Raw genomic sequence first — 17,781 nt, 5'->3', positions numbered from 1 at the left:
CGACTCAGGATCTTTAGACAACAGCCCGCCCTGCAGCTGTCGCAGCTGCATCAAAGGGCCGTTCGAAGTGAGGTGAAGGTCAGCAGCCGGTTACGACGTGTCCGTCCCGGCTGTCCCTGGCTGTCCCTGGCTGTCTCTAGTAAGCAGCGGATAACGGGGCCTCGCCGTCGATCGGGCCGCCCCAGTCATTGATCGCGCGGTAGTGCACCTTCGCGCCAGCAGCAGGAACGCCTTCGCCCGTCAGAGGAAACACCTCGGTTTCGCCCGGGGCGACCATGCCGCCGTCGTCGTTCTTCAGGGTCTTGCCGCCTGCGCTGACTTCCAGGCTGGCAAAAGAAACGTAGTAAGGCGTCGGGTTGCGTGCCTCGATAGCCGGCGTCTTCGCGGATCGCGTGATGCGCCAGGCAAGCTGTGCAGGCGCGTCGGTCGTCACGCCCTTGAGACCCGATGGGCGATAAAAGAGCTTGATACGCGTGCGGAAAGCCAGTTGCAGCTTGTTGACATCGGCCAGTTCGCCCGTCGGCTTGGGCGGCACTTCCAGTACGTTGAGCCAGAACACCGATTCCTTGTCCTGCGGCAACGGCTCGCCCGTATAGATAATTCGCAGGGTCTGCGCTTTGGCGGGATCGATGCGCGCGGCGGGCGGCATGATCGTAAAAGGCACTTCGATGGAAGACGGCGTTTCTTTCGCGTTGCCTTTATCTACCCACGACTGGACCAGCGCGGGCAGTTTGCCCTCGTTGGTCATCTTGACCGTGGCCTCGCTGTCCTGCGAGTTGAAGATGACGCGTGTTGCACCGACCACCACGGACGCATGCGCACCAGGGGACCCGATAAGTCCCAGTGCAAGCATCCCGGCAGCGAGCACGGATTGGATTGTTTCCCTGGCGTTCATTGCAGCATCCAAAAATGAAAAGCAGGGAGACGCCTTCGATCAGGCGTCGCCCCGCAGAGTCGATTAGTTATACGAGATGTCGTAGGTCACGGTCGCGGACACCGAGCCCGCGCCGGCAGCGCCCGTCGTCGCGTGGTATTGCGAGTAGTAGTCCAGATTGGCCGCGCCGCTCACGATGGGGACCGACTTGGAGTTCTGCAGGCCAGCACCGATACCGTCCGATGCGCCGACCGTGATGACGCTCGCGTCCTTGTTCAGCAGTTCGACCTGCACATTGGCGGCTGTGCCCGCATTGATCAGGCGGCCCGTGCCGAGGTCGACCGTCGGGCTGGCTTCGAAGAACGTATGCACGTTGCCCGTGCCCGTACAGTTGCTCAGTGCAATGCGAAAACCGGTGCGGCCCGAGGTCTGGTCGACCGCCGCCAGGGTAGTCGTCGAAACCGTCGGCATCGTCACGGTGAAGTTCTGGGGAGCCGTGCCACCGTTGATCAGGCAGGTGGTCGACGTGATTGCGCCGTTGAACGTGATCGTGCCGTCCGGAGCGGCGTGCGCGAATTGCGAGCCCATGGCGCCTGCGGCAACGATCAGAGCTGTGAAAAGCTTGATTTTCATAAGTGAGTGTCGTGTGAGTCGAAAAATATTGATGAACCAAAGCGGCCCTCGACACGAGAACGCAGCCCGGATTCCACGCTCCCCGGCGTCCACCAGCGGAATTGCCGTGCATTTGCCTAAGGAGTTGACGCATCGTAGCGACGCGCGGACGCAGCCTCTATAGAACAATTATTAAAATTGGCGAGCCGGATCGAAGAATTCGTAAATTGCCAGGTGAGTCGAAAGGTGCGGCCGTTCGCCACCATTCGACGACCGGTCGTTTGATCGCTGTCGACTCTCGAAAGATGCCCTGGGGCATACGATGAGCCCTACTGTTTCGTAGGGCTTATTCGAGAGGAGGCCGTGATGGTGGCGAGAGGGAAGAGCGATCGGATGAACTGGCGGACGATTGTCAGGGCGATGATTACGGCCACAGCGCTTTGCACATCGACGATGGTTTCGGCGGCAGAGGGCGGAGTGATTTCGTTTATCGGCGCAGTGGTCGAGCCGCCTTTCGAGGTGATGGCCGCGAGTGCCGAAGCGACCGTACTGCCGCGGGTCGCTCATTGCGCAGCGCGATCCGGCGCCGACGCATCGGCAATGAGCGTGACGTTCGCCGTTTTAGCCAATAGCGCGCCGAGCGCCAGGATTTCGATCGAGGCGATCAAAGATTCAGCGACGGCCGCATCAACGCTTGCTCGCGATTCGGTGACGTCCGTCTTTGCCGACGGCTCCGGCCACAAGACCGCGCCCGACCAGAACGGCGAATATCGCGTCGGACGTACGGGCGGCACGCTGTTGCTGACGTCTGCGGGCGTGAAGTCCGCTGTGGAAGCTCCGCGCGTCACCATAGTGAGCCAGTACAACTGAGCCGAATGGATTGACGTCGATGCGTGTTCTCGACGAGGCGACGGCAGATCGCATTACAGATCAGGCTGGAACGCGGCGTGAAAATGCAGATGCAACGCACGACCTGCGAGGCGAAGGCGCGGATGCCAGCGGGACGCCAGGCATCCCGACACTAAACGCCATCGCAGACAAGAAGCTCAGTGAAACTCAAAAGCTATGCTTCAAACCGACTGTGACCGACACCTGCTTGTCGGTAGTTGAATTCGGCAGATTGGGAATCTGCGCATAGTTCGCGGCCTGCCCCGTCACAGGGTCGGTGCCGATTCCGCTTCCCGTTGCCTTCTGGAAAATCCCCACCGCGTAAAGCGTCGTGCGCTTCGACAGGCTGTACGTCGTGCCCAGATTCACCTGATGGAATTTCGGCGAACCGCTCACATCGGTTTTCATCGAGTTATAGATATACGCCGCGCCGAGCGTCAGTGCCGGTGACAGCGCATACGTCCCGTTCACCTCGACGATATCGAATCGCGCATCCGCGCCTTGCGGACGCGTGGCGCTCGCGAAATACAGACTGTTGTCGAGCGCCGTATGCGTATAGACGAGGCCGATCGTCGCCGGCCCGATCGTGTACGAGCCGCCCGCGCCGAACGCCTTCAACGCATGCGCGTTCTGCAACTCGCAGTACATCGCCGTCGGATTCGAACACGCGAAGTCGCCGATATAACCCTGCTCGCCGCCGAGCGCCGCATCGAGCGGATTGTTGAGGTCGAGATAGCCGATGCCGAACGAGAACGGCGCGTTGTTGTAGCTCGCCGAAACGGCCCAGCCGCGCTTCTGCGAGAAGTCGCCCGCGACGCCGCCCAGCGAATACGTGCCGCTCACCGAGAAGCCCGCGAAGGTCGGGCTCACGTACTGCACCGCGTTGTTCAGATTGAGCGCGGCATTGAGGTTGTCGACGTCGCCGATGTGCGCGCCGTATAAGGTCGCCCACGTGATGCTCGACGCGTATGGCGCGAGCGCGTTCGTGTACGAGTCGAACTGGCGGCCCAAGGTCAGCGTGCCGTAGCGCTCGTTGGTCAGACCGACCCACGCGTTCTGATTGAAGAGCGTGCCCGCTTGTACGACGTTGCCGCTGCCCGTGAAGAAGCTGTTTTCGAGCTTGAACGTCACGGCCGTGCCGCCGCCGATGTCCTCGCTGCCCGTCAGGCCGAAGCGCGACGGCGCGAGATTGCCGCCCGTGAACTGAAAGTTGTGGCCGCCGCCGACACTGCCGTCCGCATGCGTGACCTGCTGGTTGTTCGTGTACGTGATGCCGGCGTCGACGTCGCCGTATAACGTGATGCTGCTTTCGGCATGCGCGATGCCGTGTGCAGCCATCGACGCGGCGAGCGCCGCCACCGCCGCCGCGATCGTGCGCGTCGTCGTCGGATGCTTCATCTGTCTTCCCCTTTGTGTTGTAGTCGCTTGACGCGGGCGCTTACGCGTAATTGATCATCACCGACTTGCTTTCCATGTACTGGTCGATGACGGCGCGGCCCAGTTCGCGTCCGAAGCCCGATTGCTTCATGCCGCCGAACGGCATCGCGTTGTCGAGCAGCGAGTGGCAGTTGACCCACACGGTGCCCGCCGCAATGCGCGGAATCAGCTTGTGGATCGCGGACAGATCATTCGACCAGATGCTCGCGCCAAGACCATACGGCGTGTCGTTGGCGAGCTGCACGGCCGTGTCGATATCGTCGAAGGGCATTGCGACCAGCACCGGCCCGAAGATCTCTTCGCGCACGACGCGCATCGTGTGATTCGTATCGACCATCACGGTCGGCTCGACGAAGAAGCCCGGCTTGTCGATCGCGTTGCCGCCCGCGACGGCGCGCGCGCCTTCCGCGAAGCCCGAGTCGAGATAGCCGCATACGCGCTCGCGTTGCTTCGCGGACACGAGCGGGCCGATCTGCGTCGACGGGTCCATGCCCGCGCCGATCTTCAAACTCTTCGCGATATGCGCGACGCCGTCGATCACCTTGTCGAATACCTTGCGGTGGATATAGACGCGCGAGCCCGCCGTGCACACCTGGCCCTGGTTGAAGAAGATCGCATTCGCGACACCTTGCGCAGCCTTGTCGATGTCGACATCGGGCAGCACGATCACAGGCGACTTGCCGCCCAGCTCCAGCGACATGCGCGTCATGTTGTCGAGCGCCGCGTGGCCGATCAGCTTGCCTGTCTGCGTCGAGCCCGTGAACGCGATCTTGTCGATACGCGGATCGCGCGACAGCGCAGCGCCCGCCGTGTGGCCGTAGCCCGTGACGATATTGACGACGCCTTGCGGATAACCCGCTTCGACGATCAGTTCGCCCAGGCGCAGCGCAGTGAGCGGCGTGTCCTCGGCGGGCTTGAGCACGACGGTGCAGCCTGTTGCGAGCGCGGGGGCCAGCTTCCACGCGGCCATCAGCAGCGGGAAATTCCATGGAATGATCGCGCCCACCACGCCGACGGGTTCCTTGCGCGTGTACGCGAACACTTCGCTATCCGGCATGTACGGCAGGCCCGCATCCATCACGCTGCCCTCGATCTTCGTCGCCCAGCCGGCCATGTAGCGGAAGCACTGTGCGGCCATCGACACATCGAGCCCCTGCGCGACCATCACCGGCTTGCCGTTGTCGAGCGATTCGATTTCGGCGAGCTCGCGCGCATTCGCTTCGACGAGATCGGCGAGCTTGAGCAGCAGACGTTCGCGGTCGGTGGTCTTCATCGCGCGCCACGGGCCCGCGTCGAACGCGCGGCGCGCGGCGGCGACGGCCTGTTGCACGTCGTGTTCGTTCGCTTCGGGCACGCGCGTGAGCACGCTGCCGTCGGCGGGGTTCACGACGTCGATCGCACGGCCCGACGAGGCATCCGTCCACTCGCCGCCGATCAGCATCTTCTTCGGCTTCGCGAGGAACGCTTGGGTCGAGTCGAGCAGCGCGAAGGTGTTATTCGTCTCCATGTCCGTTTCCTTGATTGAAGAGGTTCAGTAGCGATCCGCGACGCCCGTGATGCCGTGCTCGTGCAGATCGCGGATCAAACGCGCGCGCACGGTCGCGACATCGGAGAAAGCAGGGCGGCGGTGCGCCGAGATTTCATCGGCTGTGTAGGGCTTGAAGTCTTTCGGCAGCGAGTCGCGGTTCATCGTCGTGAGCAGCCAGTTCAGCACGTCTGCGAGCTCCTGGTCGGAGAGCGCTGAGTTCGACGCGCCCGGCACGCGCATCACGTATTCGCGGCCGCGAGGCAGATGCTCGAAGTAGCCGAGCGAATTCGCGAGCGGCGGCACTTTTCCGGGAATGCCGCCGCCCGTGCCTGTGTGGCAGCCCATGCAGTTGAGCACCCAATGCTGTTGCGCGAGCGCGGCATCGGCTTTGCTCTGCGCATTTGCGGACGACGGCGGCGTGAGTGTCGCGGCGCACGCCAGTAGCAGCATCGATACGCGGCGCGCTGCGCTTGTCCACGGTGCAGCCGCCGAAGCAGCCCGCGCGCGCTTTTGCATGTGCGGATGCATGTGCGGATGCATGCGCGGTTGCATGTTCACGCGCTGGCCGGCACCCGGCACGCGGGCGGCGTTCATAGGCCGAGTCCCTTCGTGACGACGGCGCGTTGCGCGTGAACGGCCGCGCTGTCCATCGTCTGCGCGCGAGCCGCCTTGATGTCCGCGGCCGTGAACGGCTTTGCGTCGCCGTGCTGTGCGTTCAGATCGAACACGACGTAGTTGAGCACCTGAGCCAGGTCTTCATCGCTTGCGCTCGCAAAGCTCGGCATCTTGAAGTTGTAGCTCTTGTCGTTCACCTTGATCTCGCCAAACATGCCGTGCACCACCGTCGACGTGAGTTGTGCGCGCCCTTGCGCCGTCGTTGAATATCTGCCCGGATACTCCGTGAGCGGCGGCGCGAGTCCGTCCTGACCCTTGCCGCCTGCCTGATGGCAAACGGCGCATTGCGCGTCGAACATGCTCTTGCCCGCGGGGTAGTGCGCGGCCTGTTGCGCGTGCGCGATGCCCGCCGTCGCAAACGATGCAGCCGCCGCGATGCACGCGGCCCCGATTTTTGCAGCGTGATGTGCGTTCATTGTTTGGCTGCTCCCAGCAGGACCGAAACCGAACAGTGATAGTTCGAATTGCCGTTCGCCATACACCAGTTGATGTCGTTGTCGAGCGACAGCTTGTACAGCGGCTTCTCGCGTTCATTGCGATTGCAGAAGCACTTGCCGCATGACGTCTTGCCGCAGCAGTCGTTGTACGAAACGATGTAGTCGGAGCCATCGTGCGGATTGCGGCAGGTGCCGATCCACGTGATCGGCGAAGGGGTCGTGCCCGGCGGGCAGCTGCTCGACGTGCCGCCGCAGCAACTGCACAGCCAGCCGTCGATCGCGCAGTACTTCCAGTAGTCGCAGCTCATCGGGTCGTCGCTCGCACCCGATGCGGCGGCACCCGATGCACCCGATGCACCGGATGCACCGGATGCACCCGGCGCCGCCTCGGCCGCATACGCGGTGCGATCGACGGGCAAGAGCGGCAGCATCGCCGAGCCGACCAGCACCTTGCCGAGCTTCGCCATCGCGCTGCGCCGCGAACTGCGCTGCGCGACGCCGCGCGCCGACTTCTCGAACCATGAATCAAAAACGCCCATATGTTGTTCTCCGCTCAGGTTGAAAGAAGGTTCGGTGCATCACACGTGCTGTGCGTGCTGCTCGTGGCGACGATCGCCGTGCACGAACTCCTGCAGCGACGCGACGCCGCGCTCCTTCGCTTCGAACAGGCTTTCCAGATGCTCGCGTGTGTTCACGAGACCCTTTGCGCGCACCTTGCCGCTGTCATCGAGCAGCACGGCATACGGCAGCTTGCCGATCTGGTAGGCCATGCCGAGCTCTTGCGACAGCACATACGGGAAGCGCTCGAGGTTGTGCTTCTGCGCGAAGCGCGTGTGCCCGGCGAGATCGCCATCGCTCGCGAGCACGATGTTGACGGGCGTCGCTTCGCTGGCTTGCAGCGACGGCAGCAAAGGCAGCAGCTTCTTGCAGACGGGGCACGTCGGCGACAGGAAGAACAGCAGCGTGGCCTTGCCCTGCGCCTCGATGCCGCCCACTTTCACTTGAGAGCCGCGAATGTCGGCGAGTTCGAACGTCGGTGCGATCGCGCCGACGGCGGGCCCTTTGTCGATCATCAATGCGCCTGCGGGCATGATGCGTTCGTACAGAATGCCGACCTGGCGAACGAGAGCGAGACAGATCGCGCCGAGCGCGAGAACGGCGATCCACAACAGCGCGGTGGAAACGGTGAGAGCGGTTTGCATCATGAATTCCTCAAGTGGGAGAGGCGCGGCACGTTGGCGAGCAGCACATCGAAAGTAAGCAGTGCGCAGACGATCAGCAGCACGGCGAAGAAAAGCGTCAGATAGTCGAACCACACGACCGACCGCGCGGCGGGCTCGATGAACGCAGTGGCGGCGAGCGCCGCGAGCAGCAATGCGCGCGCGACATGAAACCAGCCGATGCCGCGCGGCGCGTTTGCTTGCATTGCGGTTTGCGTTGCCGCTTGCGTCGCCGCTTGCGTTGCCGCTTGCATCGCTGCGAAGCCCGAGCAGCCGCAGTCGATATCGGTGTGGCCGCGCACGATGTTGAATGCGAGACCCGCCGCGAATACGAGCAGCAATGCGATGAGCGCGATGGCACCGAAGATGCGCGTATCGGGGAACAGCAGTGCCGCTGCGCCGAGCGTTTCCGTCGCCGCGATGACGAACGCGGCAGGTGCCGTCAACGCATCCGGCAACAATCGATAACCGGCGAGCGCATGACGGAACGCGGCAGGGCGCCGCCATTTGGCGACGGCGCCAAGCAGCATGACAATCGCCGTGCTGGCTTGCGCGAGCGTCGCGAGTACAGGATCGATCATCATTGCGGCCTCACGGATTGACGAGCAACGTCGACGTATTGCCGACCTGCTTTTCGACGTTGCGCAGCTTGCCCGTGTGCGCATTCATCACGACGAGATCCGACGTGCCCGTGATGCCGTAGAAGAGCGGCTGGTCGTCGTCGCTGACCTGGATCGACGCGAGCGGGTCGATCTTCTGCTGCGACAGATCCCAGCGTGCGATGCGCTTCTTCGTCTGCAGGTCGTACACCCAGATTTCCGTGCCGGGGTCCTTGTGCGAGCCTTCTTCGCCCTTGTGCATCGCGACGTAATAGCGATGCAGCTTCGCCTGCACGGCCGTCTGCTGCATGCCGCCCGGACGCCAGCCTTCGGCGCGCTCGGCGTCAGTCAGCAGCGACCACGGCTCGCCGAACACGGGCTTGTCGCCATGAAAATCCGCCGAGCGCACCATGCCGTGAAAAGTCGTGAACAGATAGCCGCCCTGATACGGCGACGCGTTGATAAAGGCCGGGTCCTTGTCGACGTCGATGAACGCATCGGACATCGTGCGCTTCGCTTCCTTGCCGTTCGCATCGAGCGTGACGGTCAGCGCCTTGCCGCTTTCGCACAGCCCCGTGAAGCGGTCATTGCCCGACGGAAACGCGAGCACGCATGCCGCCATGTCGATCTCCGACAGCACCTTCTTCGATGCGACGTCGATCACCGTCACGGAAGCGGCGGGCGTGATGTTCGATACGTAAAGGCGCTTGCCGTCCGCGCTGAACGTGGTGTTGTACGGCGTCGGAATGTGCTGGCCGTGCTTCGGCGGAATCACGATTTCGCCTGTGTGATCGAGCGTCGCGTTGTCGGTCAGCTCGACGACGTCGGTGCGCTCGCCGTGCGAGCCGCGCGCGAAGTAAGTCGTGGAAACGAAGCTCGTCTTGTGATCGGGCGAAATCGCAAAGCCCGGCGCAAAGCCCGCGTCGATCTGGCCGAGCAGCTTGTTCGCGTCGGCGTCGTACAGATAGACGCGCGCATCCGTCATCGACGGCATCGAAATGTCGACGACGAATACCTCGTGCGGATGCCACGGCGGCAGCTTCTGCACGGTCAGTTCTTCGGGCTTTTCGATTGCGTGCGCGCTGCCGATGCATGCAGCCGCGAATGACAGCGTCGCCGCGATGCGCGCGGTTCGTCGCCTTGTTCTCATGTCGCCTCCAGTGATGATTCACGATGTGTGAGGCGACTTTAGATCGACGAAAAATCAGGCCAGCGCCGAAACCGGCAACGCGTGCGTGCCGATTTGGGATATTGGTAGTCTTGCTGAAAGGGATGTAGGGCGTGTGTTGGCTTGCGTTCGGTGGATTCGTCGGCGGTTAGGGTTTGTCACGAGCGGTTCGTCACAAGCGGTTCGTCACGAGAGGGGCAAACAGGTTGCACCCGACCGTGACGCGTCAAGATCACATCGCCGTATCGCCGCCGAGCGAAGGCGAGATCGTGCTGTCGCGGTTCGGATCGTCGACGCGTTCGTCGGCGCTCACGGGCCGCATCGAAACGGGCGGGTGATCGTGGTGGCACGACTCGACGGTGCCGTTGACGAGGCACTGCTGAAATGCGTCGGCGTCCTGTTTGTTCGCGAACGTGTAGGCCGTCTGCTCGACCTGGACTTGCGTGTCGGATGTGCGAATCGTCGTGATGGTCATGATGTGCTCCCTCTTTCCGCGTGTTCACTCACGGTGTTGGGCGCAAACGGTATGCCCACGATTTCGGGCAAAAACAGCGCTGGGCGGAATATCGCTTGCTGCTTCGACACGATGCGAACCTCGATGGAGACGCACATGCATCCGCCTTCGCGCTCGCGAACGATGCTGAGCCGCCGGGCATCGCTGATCTCAGCCGCCGCGCTGCTCGGCGTCCTCTACGCCGGCAGCCCGATCGTCACGCCGCTTTATCCGCTGTATCAGCGCGCGTTCGGCCTTTCGGAGTTGATGGTCACGCTCGTCTATGCGGCATATGTGATCGGTAATCTCGGCGCGCTGTTCGCGTTCGGCCGCGTGTCGGACCGCGCCGGGCGCCGGCCCGTGAGCCTGCTCGTGCTCGCCGTTGCGATAGTCAGTACGCTGCTGTTTCTTTTCGCCATGCATCCCGCGTGGCTCTTCGTCGCGCGCGCGGCGAGCGGTCTCGCCATTGGTGTCGGCGCGGCCACGGCGACGGCATGGATCGCCGAACTGCATCCCGACGACGACAAGGCCGCCGCGAGCCGCCTCGCCGCGGCCGTGAATCTCGCCGGTCTCGCAGCAGGCGTACTGATCGCGGGTCTCCTCGCGCAGTTTGCGCCGTGGCCGCTGCGCACGGTGTTCGTCGTCTACGTGCTGGTTCTGGCCGGCACGACGGCGATGACGGCAAGAGCCTGCGAAACGGTGAACCATCCGGCGCGACGCCTCGCGGAACTGTCGTTCGAGCCGCGCATCGGCGTGCCTTCCGGGCTGTATATGGCGTTCGTCGCGCCCGCCGTCACGGCCTTTGCGACGTTTGCCCTGCTCGGCTTCTATGCGGCGCTGCTGCCGAATCTCATGCAGAACAGCATGCATACGCACAACGCTGCGCTGAGCGGCGCGGTCGTCGCCGAACTGTTCGCGGCGAGCACCGTCACCGTGATCGCGACACGCACACTCGGCGCGCGGGTCGCGATGTCCGCCGGCCTGTGGCTGCTGCCGCCCAGCCTTGCGTTGCTGTTATGGGCGCAGGTCGCGGGCTCGATTGCACTGCTCGTCGTCGCGACGGCGCTCGGTGGCGTTGCGTCGGCACTGGGCTTCCGCGGAAGCCTTCAGGAAGCGAACCGGATGGCGCCCGCCGCGCAGCGCGCGGAATTGTTATCGGCGTATCTGTTGTGCTGCTACACGGGCAACTCGCTGCCTGCCGTGGGCATCGCGCTGCTGTCGCGCAGCGTCGGGCACCTGTGGGCCGATGTGGTGTTTGCGGCCGTGTCCGCGGTGCTCTCCGTCATCGCGCTGACAGTCGGCGGTCGTCATGTGCGGCGCGCGGGGTAATCCGGCTGATCGAACGGGAACGAGCGTTGCTGGTTTGATCGTCTCGGTGCGCGCACTGCGGCCGGAAATTCACGCCACGGAGGCATGAAATGGCAAACACGATCAACGAGCAGCAGAACACGATGGACGAACCGGGTGGACCGGAAGCGCCGCTCGCCGACGAAAACACACGGCGCGCGAAGACGAAAAACAAGCGGACGGACAAGGCAGCGCATGGCGAGCCGACCGATCCTGACTTCGAGCCACCCGTCGTTCCCGGCGATACGAACACAGCGTCGCGCGGTTGAATCATCCGTTGCGCCGACATTGTCTTCCGATCAACACACGGACACACGTCATGCAAACCGATCCGACAATCGATCCCATCGCGGACCCGGCCAATCAGCCACTCGACGAACCCGAAGAGCAGCCGCGTCCGGCGCCGGGCATGCCGCCCGACATGGACCCACTTGCACCCACGCCATCGCCCGAAGAGGAAGAAGAGACGCAGCGCCCAGCACCCGGCGACGACGACGCAAGTTTCAAATAGCGCCCACGACTAACGCGTGCCTGGTGGGCCTTCGCTGTTTCGTATCGGCGAAGGCCCGGCCGCAGCTATTTGTTGCTGCCCGCACCCGTGCCGTACAGGCCGTTATCGAAACCTCCAGCGCCCTCGGCCTTGTGTTCCGGCTTCGCTGTCGCGTCGCGCTCCTTCTGCGCATCGACGGCTTGCGGCCTGCTCGATTCGAGCATATGTGCGGGCGGCGGATCGGACTTCGAGCCCATCGGCGCGCTGCGGTTTTCCTGCGGCATGTTGCCGTTCGGCGCCGTGATCTGCGCGACGGCGGCCGTACATAGCAGCATCGCGCATGCTGCGCTTGCCGAAGAAAGCAGTTGGTGCATCAAGGAAGAGATTCGATTCGTATGCATAGCCGGGTATCCTCGCAAAGTTACTGTAAGCGAGCAGTCCACGTGCCTGCATCTCCTTGCTGCTGCGAATGTGGCTATGCGAATGTGGCTATGTTTGAAGCGCTTGAGTTGTGAAGCGCGAACCGACCTCACGCGGACCATGCTCATGGCACGGTCACCACAACAATGGAACCCAATTCATGGGCGGCTGAGCGCACGGCGTGCGGGAATCGCCGCCGCGCTCGCGGGTCTGGATTTGCGCACGACCTGTCTCGCAGGCAGAAAGCGCCAGACGAGCAGCACGAGCGCAAGCAGAGCGGGGCACCAGCGAACATTGGTCGCGACGGGCGTCGGATGCGCGAACCGCGCGTCGGTCAGCGGCGCGCGCAGCGAATCGGCAGCGGCCAGCCGCTTGTAGCCGAAGCCGAGATGCCCAGCGACGGCTTCGAGATACGTCTCGCGAAGCTCCGACAGTTCTTCGTGGCTCTCCGCTGTGGCGGGCGTGCCGGGCGTCGGCTGAAGCTGGCGCACTTCGTCGGCGCGCCAGAAGCCGGTGCGCACGCCGTCGGCGTTCGTCTTCGGTATCGGCGCCGGCTGATCGCCGCCGACGCCGATCAGCCAGCCATGCACGAGTCCTTGCGGAATGTCGCGCACGCTGGTCTCGTTCGGCGCGACAGGGGGCGCTTCCTGGCCATCGGTGATGAAGACGATATCGGTGTTGTGGCCGAGGTCCGCTGCCGCGCGTATCGCCGAATAGAGGCCGCCTTGCGCGATCACGCTGCTGTTCACCCAGCGCATCTTTCCCGTGATCTGATCGAGCGACGACAGCAACGCATCGTAGTTGCCGCACACTTCGACGGGCGCGAGCAACAGCAGCGAGCGCTGATTCGAGAACACGCTCCAGCCGATCTCCGATCCGCATGGCAGGTGCTGCAACGCATCGCTCATCGCGGCGCGCGCGAAGTCGAGACGGCTGATCGGCTTGCCGTCCATCGAGACGTCCTCGACATCCATGCTCTGCGTAATGTCGAACGTGACGACGTATCGGAAGATGGGGCGCGTGAACTGCACGGGCGGCATCCACACGGCGGCAGCGAGCAGCAGCGACGCCAGCGGAAGCTGCCACCAGCGGCGCCCCAGATGCAGCAGCGATGCGCGTCGCAGCGCCTTCACGGCAGTTCCTCCGGCGCCGCGCCGCGCACGTTGATGTTGTGCTGCTCCTTGACGTCCTTGTCGTCGTCGGCGGTGTCCTGGGCTTCGGGCGCGAGCCGCAGCGCGCGCTCGAGGTTGTAGCGCGCGTCCCAGTCGCCGGGGTCCAGGCGCAGCACCTCGCGATAGCGTGCCTTCGCGTTTTCGAGCATCGGCGGCGAGCGCACGGGCCCTTGCGCGTCGTCGCCCGCGGCTTCGCGCAGATACATGTTGGCGAGATCGTAGAGCGCAATGCGGCCCGTCTCGCTCGACGGCGCGAGCCGCCCAAGATCGTAATAGCGCTTGCCCGCTTCCGCATGCTGGCCCGCGCGCGCGAGCGCGACGGCTTGCGCGAGCCGCACGGCCGGGTCCTGCTGATGCGCGGCTGTCTTGCTCCACTGGCCCGGCGGTTGCGTAGAGATCGCGGCGATCTCGCGATTCGCGCCGGCCACATGCAGCAGGCGCACCGCGTAATATCCGGCGACGGCCGCGCAGCACAGCGTTGCCGCGCCGAACATCAGGTGGATGGGCAGGCGCTTCACGACAGGCTCCGCTTTTGCACGAACCAGATGCACAGCAGCATCACGCAGCAGAGCAAGGCCGTTGCGAAGCACCACGCGCTGCCGTCCTGTCGTGGCAATCGTTCGACGAACGACACGGGCGCGTTCTCGGTGCGTGCGATGTCGGTCATTGCGCGCGCAACCTGTTGAGGGCTGTCCGCCTGGTACAGACGATAGGGCGTCGGCAGTGACAGGAAGAAGCGATGCAGATCGGCTTCGGGCGAATGGTCCGATGCGGCGAGCCGCGCGTGCAGATCGGGGCTGTACACGCCGCTGCGCAGATAGATGAAATACAGCGCGACGCCATTGCGCGCGAGCCCCGCGCGAATGTGCTCGCGCGCGACGTCGTCGAGCAGCGCGCCGCCGTCCGACACCAGCACGATCGCGCGGCTGCTCGTGCGCGCGCGGCCGTCGAACAGCTCGACGGCCGACTGTATGCCGCGATCGAGCAGCGTGTCGGGCATGCCGCGCCCGACGGCCGTCGCATCGATTGCGGCGTCGATCACCGTGCGATCGCGCGTGAACGGCACGGCCAGCATCGGATGCGTGCCGAACAGCATGAACGCGAAGCGATCGTTGACGCGCTGCGCGACGAATGCGCTGATCGCATCGCGCGCCATCTGGTTCTTCGTTTCGCCTGCCGTCGGCGCGTCGGCGACATTCTTGCTCCCGGTGCCCATCGGCGAGTACATGCTGCCGCTTCCATCCATCAGGATCAGGATTTCGGCGCCCGCTCCCGTGATCCGCTTCTGTTCGCCGGAGAAGCCGGGGCCCGCGAGTCCCACGATGACGGCCGCAAGCGCGAGCATCGCGGCCGCTCGCCAGACGAAGGCGACGACGCGGCCCGCGCGGTCGCGCGGCAGCCACGCGACGTACGAATACGGCAGCATGTCGATGCTCCGGCGCAGCAGCGGCAACGCAGCGAGTGGCAGCAGCGCGAGCGCCCACGGATAGAGAAAGTCGGGAGGCGTGCTCATCGGTGATGACGCTTTTCGGCGCGATAGAGCGCGCGGTACAGCTCGCGCAGCGAAAACGGCGTCGCGACGGGCAGATCGCAGAAGAAGCGGTCCGACGATCGCTGGAAGAACTGCTCGATCTGCGGCCGAAGCTCACGCAGATGAGGCGCGTCGTCCGTCAAGCCAGGGATCGAGCCGGCGTGCACGACGCGTCCCGCCGCTTCGTCGAGCGCGCGATGCAGGCCGCGCCATGCATCCGGGTCCGCTTCGAGCGCGGCGTCGTCGTGCTGGCCGAAGCGCGCCCACGCCCGCGCGAACGGAAGCCGCATCGCGTCGCGCCTGTTGCGCGCGATCCACCAACCCAGCCACGCGAGCAGCACCGCGACGGTCAGCGCGATCCAGATGGTCATCGCGCGTTCGAGCGGCGCAGTGGATTGCGCGGCAAGCACCCGGTCGGGCTGAAGCGTCGCGAGGCGTCCTGCGTCGGCCACGCCCAACGGCGCGAGCGGGCCGATCGACAGCGGACTCTGCGCGATATCGAGCGTCGCGCCCGACGTCAGACGCAATTGCAGCGGCGGCGTCGAGGTCACGGTCGGCGCGCGCGGCGAATTCATCACCTGATAGTCGAGCACGAGCCAGCGGCGGCCATCGGCGTCCGTTCGGAGCGTCGGCGGACGGCGTTCGAGCCACGCGTTGACGCGGCCCGTCGATGGCATCGCGGAAAGCGCCGCATCGTGTCCGTGATCGTCGAGCAAGATCTGCTGGGTCAGGATGTCGCCGAGCACATGGCCGAACGCGCGGGGCTGTTGCACGGTGGCCGGTTTGGTCTGCGTTGCTTGTGGCGTTGCTGGTGCTGCATGTGTAGTCTGTGCAGCGATGCTTGCCATCATGAGAACAGCTGCGAGCGCAACGAAGTGCGAGAGCGCGCGTTGCGCCCATGCGCGCGAAGAGTGCATCGGCGACGCGGCGTCAGCGCGATTCATGCCGTCATCTCGAGAAAGTAGCGGCTGAGCGCCTCGGGATTGAACGCGCCACGGTTGAAGAACGGACGGATGCCATGACGCGCAAACGCAGCGACGATCTGCGCTTGCCGTTCGGCGACGGCCTGGTGCCAGCGGTTGCGGACCGAGTCGCGCATCCACATCGTCCGTGCTTCGCCCGATTCGATATCGGCCAGCGACATCCAGCCGTTCTGCGACGGCGGCTCGATTTCGGCGCGGTCCCAGATCACGATGGGGACGACCCACGCGTGAGTCAGCGTGTCCAGCAGTCCCGACAGCGCGTCGAGCGGCCAGTGAAAATCGGAGACCAAAAAGACGAGGCACGCGCGGCCCGCAAGACGCGTGACGGCATCGCGCAAGACGGTCGCGCGCGCCGGCGTGCCCGTTTGCAGCGGCGCCGCCGTTTGCGCAGACGCGCGCAACAGCTCGCCCATCAGCGCGCCCATGCCGCGTGCGTGCCGAGCGGGTACGAAGAGATCTTCGCGCTCGGCATCGTCGAAGGCGATCATGCCGACGGGGTCGCCGATGTGAAACGCGCTGTGTCCGAGCGCCTCGACGAACGTTGCGGCCACATCGAGCTTCGTGTGCGCGGCCCCGAAGCGCATCGAGCCCGACACATCGACGACGGCATGCACGGCCACGGCCACGCGCTGCCGGTGGACGCGCACGAGCCATTCGCGCTGGACCGTGCGCACGCTTGCGCGCACATCGATCCGGCGCGGATCGGGATAGTCGAATAGCCGTGTGTGTGCCGCGAACTCCTGGCCGATGCCGACGCTCGATCCGCGATGTCCGCCGGGCCGCGCGCCCGATACGCGCATCGGCAGCCGGTACTGGAACTCCATCAGCGTGTTCACGGCGCCGCGATCCTCGATACGATCTGCGCGATCAGCGCATCGGCGAGTTCCTGGCGGCGCAGTTCATAGACGGGCGTGAAGTACACGCGATGGCCGAGGGTCGGCAGCAGCACGCGGTGAATGTCCTCGGGCATCAGATACGTGCGCCCTTCGAGCCATGCGACGACGCGCGCCGCGCGCAGCAGCGCGCTCATGCCGCGCGGGCTCGCGCCGGCGAGGATCAGGCGCTGCATGTCCACGTCATCGAGCGCGATATCGAATTGCGTCGGGTTCTCCGTCGCGCGCCAGATGTCGAGCGCGTAGCGTTCGATCGCTTCGCTTGCGTGAATCGTGCGCTGAATCCCCGCCGCGATCGCATTGAGCCGTTGCCACGGCAGCACGTCGGGCGCGACGCGCGCGAGCAGCGCTTCCGTGTCGTGAAAGGCGGGATCGAACACGAGTGCGCGGCGCGCGGGCTGATCGTCGGGCGTCGACATGTTCAGTTCGAACATGAAGCGGTCGCGCGCCGCTGCCGCCAGCTCGAACGTTTCTTCCTTCTCGACCTTGTTGCGATCGGCGAACACGGTCATGTGCGGGAACCGGTATTCGCGGTCGAACGCAAACACGGAACGCTCGGCCATCGCGCGCAGCAGCAGCGATTGCACCTGCGGTCGCGCGCGGTTGATCTCGTTGAAGAAGAATGTCGCGAGCCGTTCGCCGTGCTTGATCAGCGGGCCCGGCTCGATGCGCGGCTTGCCTTCGGCATCGACATACGTGTGATAGACGAGGTCGCCCGGCATCAGATCGATCGTGCCTTCGACGCGCTCGAAGTCGCCGCCGATCGCTCGCGCGAACGCGCGCAGAATGGTCGTCTTGCCGACGCCGACGCCGCCTTCCAGCAACGCGTGGCCGCGCGCGAACAGCGCGACGTTGATCAGACGGATGGTCTCGCGCTGCCCGATGACGGCGTTCTCCACCTGATGCTCGATATCGAGCGCGAGCTTGCGCCAGTCCTCGAGTAGCTCTTCGCTTTCCATCGGATTCGCCTCTGCGGTCGGCCGTTATCGGAAGGGCGACACGTACGCCGGCGAA

The 17,781-nt window shown here is 64.7% G+C and carries 22 protein-coding genes; 4 read left to right on the top strand and 18 right to left on the bottom strand.

The annotated features are described in order from the left end of the window. Positions 1 to 136 precede the first annotated feature (136 nt). Positions 137 to 895, bottom strand: coding sequence for a fimbria/pilus periplasmic chaperone (locus BMW76_RS22255; protein ID WP_090869000.1), 759 nt, complete (start codon positions 893 to 895; stop codon positions 137 to 139). Positions 896 to 958: 63 nt separating this feature from the next. Then, positions 959 to 1,507 (bottom strand): fimbrial protein, encoded by a 549-nt coding sequence (locus tag BMW76_RS22250; protein ID WP_090868998.1) that lies wholly within the window; start codon positions 1,505 to 1,507, stop codon positions 959 to 961. A gap of 579 nt (positions 1,508 to 2,086) precedes the next feature. Here BMW76_RS22250 and BMW76_RS40435 point away from each other — a divergent pair. Then, positions 2,087 to 2,356, top strand: coding sequence for a hypothetical protein (locus BMW76_RS40435; protein WP_143062293.1), 270 nt, complete (start codon positions 2,087 to 2,089; stop codon positions 2,354 to 2,356). Between the two features lie 186 nt (positions 2,357 to 2,542). Here BMW76_RS40435 and BMW76_RS22240 read toward each other — a convergent pair whose 3' ends face one another. From BMW76_RS22240 to BMW76_RS22200, 9 genes are all read right to left on the bottom strand, one after another. Next, positions 2,543 to 3,772, bottom strand: coding sequence for a porin (locus BMW76_RS22240; protein ID WP_090868994.1), 1,230 nt, complete (start codon positions 3,770 to 3,772; stop codon positions 2,543 to 2,545). A gap of 40 nt (positions 3,773 to 3,812) precedes the next feature. Next, positions 3,813 to 5,318: an aldehyde dehydrogenase family protein gene (locus tag BMW76_RS22235; protein WP_090868991.1), complete on the bottom strand. Its 1,506-nt coding sequence runs from the start codon at positions 5,316 to 5,318 to the stop codon at positions 3,813 to 3,815. A gap of 24 nt (positions 5,319 to 5,342) precedes the next feature. Continuing rightward, on the bottom strand, positions 5,343 to 5,789 hold the full coding sequence (locus BMW76_RS22230) for a c-type cytochrome (protein WP_407669006.1): 447 nt from the start codon (positions 5,787 to 5,789) through the stop codon (positions 5,343 to 5,345). 140 nt (positions 5,790 to 5,929) lie between these two features. Next, positions 5,930 to 6,430 carry a c-type cytochrome gene (locus BMW76_RS22225; protein WP_090868986.1) on the bottom strand — a complete coding sequence of 167 codons (501 nt, stop codon included), beginning with the start codon at positions 6,428 to 6,430 and terminating at the stop codon, positions 5,930 to 5,932. Next, on the bottom strand, positions 6,427 to 6,990 hold the full coding sequence (locus tag BMW76_RS22220) for a methylamine dehydrogenase light chain (RefSeq protein WP_090868984.1): 564 nt from the start codon (positions 6,988 to 6,990) through the stop codon (positions 6,427 to 6,429). Before BMW76_RS22220 ends, BMW76_RS22225 begins: the two co-directional genes overlap by 4 nt. A gap of 39 nt (positions 6,991 to 7,029) precedes the next feature. Then, positions 7,030 to 7,656, bottom strand: coding sequence for a methylamine dehydrogenase accessory protein MauD (gene mauD, locus BMW76_RS22215; protein ID WP_090868982.1), 627 nt, complete (start codon positions 7,654 to 7,656; stop codon positions 7,030 to 7,032). Continuing rightward, positions 7,653 to 8,255: a MauE/DoxX family redox-associated membrane protein gene (locus tag BMW76_RS22210; RefSeq protein WP_090868981.1), complete on the bottom strand. Its 603-nt coding sequence runs from the start codon at positions 8,253 to 8,255 to the stop codon at positions 7,653 to 7,655. Before BMW76_RS22210 ends, mauD begins: the two co-directional genes overlap by 4 nt. A gap of 7 nt (positions 8,256 to 8,262) precedes the next feature. Beyond that, positions 8,263 to 9,420 (bottom strand): amine dehydrogenase large subunit, encoded by a 1,158-nt coding sequence (locus BMW76_RS22205; protein WP_090868979.1) that lies wholly within the window; start codon positions 9,418 to 9,420, stop codon positions 8,263 to 8,265. Positions 9,421 to 9,670: 250 nt separating this feature from the next. Next, entirely contained in the window at positions 9,671 to 9,913 is a 243-nt protein-coding gene (locus BMW76_RS22200; RefSeq protein WP_090868977.1) for a hypothetical protein, read from the bottom strand. A gap of 135 nt (positions 9,914 to 10,048) precedes the next feature. On the opposite strand from BMW76_RS22200, the gene BMW76_RS22195 reads away from it, so the two are divergent. From BMW76_RS22195 to BMW76_RS22185, 3 genes are all read left to right on the top strand, one after another. Next, on the top strand, positions 10,049 to 11,260 hold the full coding sequence (locus BMW76_RS22195) for an MFS transporter (protein ID WP_245763317.1): 1,212 nt from the start codon (positions 10,049 to 10,051) through the stop codon (positions 11,258 to 11,260). Between the two features lie 89 nt (positions 11,261 to 11,349). Beyond that, positions 11,350 to 11,547 (top strand): hypothetical protein, encoded by a 198-nt coding sequence (locus BMW76_RS22190; RefSeq protein WP_090868975.1) that lies wholly within the window; start codon positions 11,350 to 11,352, stop codon positions 11,545 to 11,547. Between the two features lie 50 nt (positions 11,548 to 11,597). After that, the gene (locus BMW76_RS22185; protein WP_090868973.1) at positions 11,598 to 11,789 is read left to right on the top strand and encodes a hypothetical protein; all 192 of its coding nucleotides are present in this window, start codon (positions 11,598 to 11,600) and stop codon (positions 11,787 to 11,789) included. Positions 11,790 to 11,854: 65 nt separating this feature from the next. Here the strand turns inward: BMW76_RS22185 and BMW76_RS22180 are convergent, their stop codons facing one another. From BMW76_RS22180 to BMW76_RS22150, 7 genes are all read right to left on the bottom strand, one after another. Further along, positions 11,855 to 12,103, bottom strand: coding sequence for a hypothetical protein (locus tag BMW76_RS22180; protein ID WP_245763316.1), 249 nt, complete (start codon positions 12,101 to 12,103; stop codon positions 11,855 to 11,857). A 243-nt stretch (positions 12,104 to 12,346) separates the two neighbouring features. Then, positions 12,347 to 13,312 carry a vWA domain-containing protein gene (locus tag BMW76_RS22175; RefSeq protein WP_407669005.1) on the bottom strand — a complete coding sequence of 322 codons (966 nt, stop codon included), beginning with the start codon at positions 13,310 to 13,312 and terminating at the stop codon, positions 12,347 to 12,349. Positions 13,313 to 13,317: 5 nt separating this feature from the next. Continuing rightward, positions 13,318 to 13,878 carry an MxaK protein gene (locus BMW76_RS22170; RefSeq protein WP_090868967.1) on the bottom strand — a complete coding sequence of 187 codons (561 nt, stop codon included), beginning with the start codon at positions 13,876 to 13,878 and terminating at the stop codon, positions 13,318 to 13,320. Beyond that, positions 13,875 to 14,873, bottom strand: coding sequence for a vWA domain-containing protein (locus BMW76_RS22165; RefSeq protein WP_090868966.1), 999 nt, complete (start codon positions 14,871 to 14,873; stop codon positions 13,875 to 13,877). Before BMW76_RS22165 ends, BMW76_RS22170 begins: the two co-directional genes overlap by 4 nt. Continuing rightward, on the bottom strand, positions 14,870 to 15,835 hold the full coding sequence (locus tag BMW76_RS22160) for a hypothetical protein (protein WP_245763315.1): 966 nt from the start codon (positions 15,833 to 15,835) through the stop codon (positions 14,870 to 14,872). The genes BMW76_RS22165 and BMW76_RS22160 overlap by 4 nt, the downstream gene beginning before the upstream one ends. After that, positions 15,832 to 16,710 carry a DUF58 domain-containing protein gene (locus BMW76_RS22155; protein ID WP_090868964.1) on the bottom strand — a complete coding sequence of 293 codons (879 nt, stop codon included), beginning with the start codon at positions 16,708 to 16,710 and terminating at the stop codon, positions 15,832 to 15,834. The genes BMW76_RS22160 and BMW76_RS22155 overlap by 4 nt, the downstream gene beginning before the upstream one ends. Beyond that, complete coding sequence (locus tag BMW76_RS22150) at positions 16,707 to 17,726, bottom strand: AAA family ATPase (protein WP_090868962.1); 1,020 nt, start codon at positions 17,724 to 17,726, stop codon at positions 16,707 to 16,709. Before BMW76_RS22150 ends, BMW76_RS22155 begins: the two co-directional genes overlap by 4 nt. Between the last annotated feature and the right edge of the window lie 55 nt (positions 17,727 to 17,781).

Source organism: Paraburkholderia diazotrophica (assembly GCF_900108945.1).
In the GTDB taxonomy this organism is placed as follows: Bacteria; Pseudomonadota; Gammaproteobacteria; order Burkholderiales; family Burkholderiaceae; genus Paraburkholderia; species Paraburkholderia diazotrophica.
Note: the sequence above shows the minus strand (reverse complement) of the source record. Positions and strands in the feature narration are given on the sequence as shown.

Coding starts and splice junctions, on each gene's coding strand:
- BMW76_RS22165 (WP_090868966.1), bottom strand. CDS start 14,873: ATGAGCACGCCTCCCGACTTTCTCTATCCGTGGGCGCTCGCGCTGCTG.
- BMW76_RS22230 (WP_407669006.1), bottom strand. CDS start 5,789: ATGCTGCTACTGGCGTGCGCCGCGACACTCACGCCGCCGTCGTCCGCA.
- BMW76_RS40435 (WP_143062293.1), top strand. CDS start 2,087: ATGAGCGTGACGTTCGCCGTTTTAGCCAATAGCGCGCCGAGCGCCAGG.
- BMW76_RS22185 (WP_090868973.1), top strand. CDS start 11,598: ATGCAAACCGATCCGACAATCGATCCCATCGCGGACCCGGCCAATCAG.
- BMW76_RS22180 (WP_245763316.1), bottom strand. CDS start 12,103: ATGCTGCTATGTACGGCCGCCGTCGCGCAGATCACGGCGCCGAACGGC.
- BMW76_RS22190 (WP_090868975.1), top strand. CDS start 11,350: ATGGCAAACACGATCAACGAGCAGCAGAACACGATGGACGAACCGGGT.
- mauD (WP_090868982.1), bottom strand. CDS start 7,656: ATGATGCAAACCGCTCTCACCGTTTCCACCGCGCTGTTGTGGATCGCC.
- BMW76_RS22250 (WP_090868998.1), bottom strand. CDS start 1,507: ATGAAAATCAAGCTTTTCACAGCTCTGATCGTTGCCGCAGGCGCCATG.
- BMW76_RS22220 (WP_090868984.1), bottom strand. CDS start 6,990: ATGGGCGTTTTTGATTCATGGTTCGAGAAGTCGGCGCGCGGCGTCGCG.
- BMW76_RS22255 (WP_090869000.1), bottom strand. CDS start 895: ATGAACGCCAGGGAAACAATCCAATCCGTGCTCGCTGCCGGGATGCTT.
- BMW76_RS22160 (WP_245763315.1), bottom strand. CDS start 15,835: ATGAATCGCGCTGACGCCGCGTCGCCGATGCACTCTTCGCGCGCATGG.
- BMW76_RS22195 (WP_245763317.1), top strand. CDS start 10,049: ATGCATCCGCCTTCGCGCTCGCGAACGATGCTGAGCCGCCGGGCATCG.
- BMW76_RS22200 (WP_090868977.1), bottom strand. CDS start 9,913: ATGACCATCACGACGATTCGCACATCCGACACGCAAGTCCAGGTCGAG.
- BMW76_RS22235 (WP_090868991.1), bottom strand. CDS start 5,318: ATGGAGACGAATAACACCTTCGCGCTGCTCGACTCGACCCAAGCGTTC.
- BMW76_RS22205 (WP_090868979.1), bottom strand. CDS start 9,420: ATGAGAACAAGGCGACGAACCGCGCGCATCGCGGCGACGCTGTCATTC.
- BMW76_RS22150 (WP_090868962.1), bottom strand. CDS start 17,726: ATGGAAAGCGAAGAGCTACTCGAGGACTGGCGCAAGCTCGCGCTCGAT.
- BMW76_RS22240 (WP_090868994.1), bottom strand. CDS start 3,772: ATGAAGCATCCGACGACGACGCGCACGATCGCGGCGGCGGTGGCGGCG.
- BMW76_RS22225 (WP_090868986.1), bottom strand. CDS start 6,430: ATGAACGCACATCACGCTGCAAAAATCGGGGCCGCGTGCATCGCGGCG.
- BMW76_RS22210 (WP_090868981.1), bottom strand. CDS start 8,255: ATGATGATCGATCCTGTACTCGCGACGCTCGCGCAAGCCAGCACGGCG.